Below are 4,656 nucleotides of genomic sequence, written 5' to 3'. Positions count from 1 at the left end.
CCTCGCTCAGCCGCCCAGCAGCCCCACCTGAAACGGCGAGGCTAGTTCTCGTCCGAGGAACCCTCCAGGTCGCCCTCCGTCTCCAGGAACACCTGGCGCAGGGCGGCCAGGGTCTCCGGGTCCGGCTTCTCCCACATGCCGCGCGACTCTGCCTCCAGGAGGCGCTCCGCGATGCCGTGCAGGGCCCAGGGGTTGGCCTCCTTCATGAAGGCCTGGTTCTCCGGGTCGAGGACGTACTCCTGCGTCAGCTTGTCGTACATCCAGTCGGCGACCACGCCCGTCGTGGCGTCGTAGCCGAAGAGGTAGTCGACGGTCGCAGCCAGCTCGAACGCGCCCTTGTAGCCGTGCCGGCGCATCGCCTCGATCCAGCGCGGGTTGACCACGCGGGCGCGGAAGACCCGGGAGGTCTCCTCCACCAGGGTGCGGGTGCGCACCGTCTCGGGGCGGGTCGAGTCGCCGATGTACGCCTCGGGCGCGGTGCCGGTCAGCGCGCGGACGGTGGCGACCATGCCGCCGTGGTACTGGAAGTAGTCGTCCGAGTCGGCGATGTCGTGCTCGCGGGTGTCCGTGTTCTTCGCCGCCACCGCGATCCGCTTGTACGCGGTCTCCATCTCCTCGCGCGCCGGACGGCCGTCCAGGCCTCGGCCGTACGCGTAGCCGCCCCACACCGTGTACACCTCGGCGAGGTCGGCGTCGGTGCGCCAGTCGCGGGAGTCGATCAGCTGGAGCAGGCCCGCGCCGTAGGTCCCCGGACGGGAGCCGAAGATGCGGGTGGTGGCACGGCGTTCGTCGCCGTGCGCGGCCAGGTCGGCCTGGGCGTGCGCCCGTACGTAGTTGTCCTCGGCCGATTCGTCGGCGAGCCCGGCGACCAGCCGGACGGCGTCGTCGAGGAGGCCGATGACGTGCGGGAACGCGTCCCGGAAGAAGCCGGAGATGCGCAGCGTGACGTCGACGCGCGGGCGGCCCAGCTCGGCGAGCGGGATCGGCTCCAGGCCGTTGACGCGGCGGGACGCCTCGTCCCACACCGGGCGGACGCCGAGCAGGGCGAGCGCCTCGGCGACGTCGTCGCCGGCGGTGCGCATCGCGCTCGTGCCCCACAGCGACAGGCCCACCGAGGTCGGCCACTCGCCGTTGTCGGTGCGGTACCGCTCCAGGAGCGAGTCGGCGAGCGCCTGGCCGGTCTCCCAGGCGAGGCGGGAGGGCACGGCCTTGGGGTCGACGGAGTAGAAGTTCCGGCCGGTCGGCAGCACGTTGACCAGGCCGCGCAGCGGCGAGCCGGACGGGCCGGCCGGCACGAAGCCGCCGTTCAGCGCGTGTACGGCGTGGGTGAGCTCGTCGGTGGTTGCGGCCAGGCGCGGCACGACCTGGCGGGCGGCGAAGTCGAGCACGTCCGCGACCGCCTGCACGTGGCCGGCGGCGACCTCGGCGACGGCGTCCGGGCTCCAGTCCGCGGCCTCCATCGCCTCGACCAGCTCCCGGGCCTTCGCCTCCGCCTCGTCGGCGGTGGTGCGGGTGGCGGCGGACTCGTCCAGACCGAGCGCCTCGCGCAGGCCGGGCAGGGCCTGCGTACCGCCCCAGATCTGGCGGGCGCGCAGGATCGACAGGACCAGGTTGACCCGCTCGGGGCCGGCCGGCGCGCCGCCGAGGACATGCAGACCGTCGCGGATCTGGGCGTCCTTGACCTCGCACAGCCAGCCGTCGACGTGCAGCAGGAAGTCGTCGAAGCCGTCGTCCTCCGGGCGGGCTTCGAGACCCAGGTCGTGGTCGAGCTTCGCGGCCTGGATCAGGGTCCAGATCTGGGCGCGGATCGCAGGCAGCTTCGCCGGGTCCATCGAGCTGATCTGCGCGTACTCGTCGAGCAGCTGCTCCAGGCGCGCGATGTCGCCGTACGAGTCGGCGCGGGCCATCGGCGGGACGAGGTGGTCGACGAGGGTGGCGTGCACCCGGCGCTTGGCCTGGGTGCCCTCGCCCGGGTCGTTGACCAGGAACGGGTAGACCAGCGGCAGGTCGCCGAGCGCGGCGTCCGGGCCGCAGGCGGCGGACAGGCCCGCGTTCTTGCCGGGCAGCCACTCCAGGTTGCCGTGCTTGCCGAGGTGCACCATGGCGTCGGCGCCGAAGCCGCCGTCCTCGGCGCGGGCCGCGATCCAGCGGTAGGCGGCCAGGTAGTGGTGCGAGGGCGGCAGATCGGGGTCGTGGTAGATCGCGATCGGGTTCTCGCCGAAGCCGCGCGGCGGCTGGATGAGGATCAGCAGGTTCCCGCGGCGCAGGGCGGCGAGGACGATGTCGCCGTCTGGGTCGCCCTCGGCGGTACGCGAGCGGTCCAGGAACATCTCGCCGGGGGCCGGGCCCCAGTGCTCCTCGACGTGCGTACGGAGCTCCTCGGGCAGGGTCGCGTACCAGCGCTTGTAGTCGGCGGCCGGGATGCGGACCGGGTTCCGCGCCAGCTGCTCCTCGGTGAGCCAGTCCTGGTCGTGGCCGCCGGCCTCGATCAGCGCGTAGATCAGCTCGTCGCCGTCGCCGGAGACCAGGCCGGGGATGTCCTCGACCGGGCCGAAGTCGTAGCCCTCGGCGCGCAGTCGGCGCAGCAGCGCGACGGCAGAGGCGGGGGTGTCCAGGCCGACCGCGTTGCCGATCCGGGAGTGCTTGGTCGGGTACGCGGAGAGGACCAGCGCGAGCTTCTTCTCGGCGTTCGGGATGTGCCGGAGGCGGGCGTGGCGGACGGCGATGCCGGCGACGCGGGCGGCGCGCTCGGCGTCGGCGACGTACGCGGGCAGGCCGTCCTCGTCAATCTCCTTGAAGGAGAACGGGACGGTGATCAGGCGGCCGTCGAACTCGGGGACGGCGACCTGGCTGGCGGCGTCCAGCGGGGAGAGGCCCTCGTCGTTCTCCTCCCAGTTCGCCCGCGAACCGGTCAGGCAGAGCGCCTGCAGGACCGGCACGTCCAGGGCGGCGAGCGCACCCGCGTCCCAGGCCTCCTCGTCCCCGCCGGCCTGCGCCTCGGCGGGCTTGGTGCCGCCGGCGGCGAGGACGGTGGTGACGATCGCGTCGGCGGAACGGAGGGTCTCGACGAGCTCCTCCTCGGGGGCGCGCAGGGAGGCCACGTACAGCGGCAGGGCCTGCGCGCCGGCGTCCTCGATCGCCTCGCACAGCGCGCCGACGAAGGCGGTGTTCCCGCTCATGTGGTGGGCGCGGTAGTAGAGCACGGCGATGGTCGGGCCGTCGGTGTTCCGCGGCGTGCGCTCCAGCGGGCCCCAGGTGGGGGCGGCGGCCGGGGCCTCGAAGCCGTGGCCGGTCAGCAGCACGGTGTCGGACAGGAAGCGGGCCAGCTGCTCCAGGTTGTCCGGGCCGCCGTGCGCCAGGTAGGCGTGCGCCTCCGTGGCCACGCCGACGGGCACGGTGGAGGCGGACATGAGCTGGGCGTCGGGGGCCTGTTCGCCGGTGAGCACGACGACCGGCTTGCCGGCGGCGAGGATCGTGTCGAGCCCCTCCTGCCAGGCGCGGACGCCGCCGAGCAGGCGGACGACGACGAGGCCGGCCTCGTCCAGCAGGCCGGGGAGCTCGTCGGCGGCGAGCCGGGAGGGGTTGGCGAACCGGTACTCGACCGGGCCGCCGGCCGCGCGGGCGCTGAGCAGATCGGTGTCGGAGTGCGACAGCAACAGAATTCGCATGCGAGCGCAGGCCTTCCTCGGGGTTGTCCGCGCCCCGGGTGGTCGTGTGGACGGCTGGGAGTTCCTGACTCACCGTCCCCTTCGGCGGGGCCGGCTCACAGTGGCGGGACCGCGCCGGAATCTCACCGGGCTTCCTCCCCGGGGTCCTGGGACCCCATGCCGTCTGCATAGTAGATCCTGGCCGCGGCGGGCCGGGCGGGGCCGCGGAGTCGACCGGATCACACCTCGTGGAACGCCGGTTTCCCGTGGGTATGCTCGCCGCCATGCCGCCCAGCCCACACACCTCGCCCGAGTCGGGCGAACCTCTCATACGGGACCGAGGCGACGCCTGCCCCGGGGCGCTGCGTCTGCACCCCGCCGACGACGGGCGTCTGGCCCGACTGCGCCTGCCCGCAGGACGCTTGACGTCTCGTCAGGTCGAGGTCCTGGCGGCCGCGGCGGAGTCCCTGGGCGACGGGCGGATCACCGTCACCTCACGCGGCAACGCGGAGCTGCGCGGCCTCGGCGAGGGCTGCGGGGCGGAGCTGGCCGGGCTGCTCGCCGAGGCGGGCCTGCTGCCCTCCGCCACCCACGAACGCGTCCGCAACATCGTCGCCTCCCCGGCCGCCGCGCTGGACGGACTCGGCCACGCGGACGTGCAGTTGTGGGCCCGCACGCTCGACACGCTGCTGTGCGCGGAGCCCTGGGCGGCGGCGCTGTCCGGGCGTTTCCTCTTCGTCCTGGACGACGGGCGGGGGGACGTGGCGGGCCTCGGCGGGGATGTGACCTTGATCGCAGAGAGCGGAGGCGGAGGCGAGGGCGAGGGCGGGAGCGGGAGCGGGAGCGGGGGCCTGCTGTACGTCGGCGGGCAGGCGTTCCGGGTCGCGGACGCGGCGCGGGCGGCGCTCGCCGCGGCGGACGCGTTCCTGCGGGCCGCGCAGGAGGCCGGGAACGGGGCGTGGCGGGTGCGGGAGCTGCCCGAAGGGCACGTACTCGATCTCGCCTCCGC

Annotated in this window: 2 protein-coding genes and 1 riboswitch; of the genes, one reads left to right on the top strand and one right to left on the bottom strand. The window is 74.1% G+C overall.

All coding sequences use genetic code 11. The features are described from left to right. Window positions 1-41: 41 nt before the first annotated feature. A complete protein-coding gene (gene cobN / locus VIU94_RS02240; protein ID WP_331906916.1) occupies window positions 42-3,668 on the bottom strand; it encodes a cobaltochelatase subunit CobN in 3,627 nt (1,208 codons plus the stop codon). 38 nt (window positions 3,669-3,706) lie between these two features. Beyond that, window positions 3,707-3,844, bottom strand: a riboswitch (cobalamin riboswitch). Between the two features lie 75 nt (window positions 3,845-3,919). Here cobN and VIU94_RS02235 point away from each other — a divergent pair. Next, a partial coding sequence (locus VIU94_RS02235) for a ferredoxin-like domain-containing protein (protein ID WP_524540620.1) occupies window positions 3,920-4,656 on the top strand: 737 nt, incomplete at its 3' end.

It is taken from the genome of Streptomyces sp. (genome assembly GCF_036566765.1).
Lineage (GTDB): Bacteria > Actinomycetota > Actinomycetes > Streptomycetales > Streptomycetaceae > Streptomyces.
The sequence above is the reverse complement of the archived record's forward strand: the minus strand, read 5'-3'. Positions and strand labels throughout refer to the sequence as shown.

What these genes read in the sequence shown, in the direction of transcription:
- cobN (WP_331906916.1), bottom strand. Translation starts at nt 3,668, where the DNA reads ATGCGAATTCTGTTGCTGTCGCACTCCGACACCGATCTGCTCAGCGCC.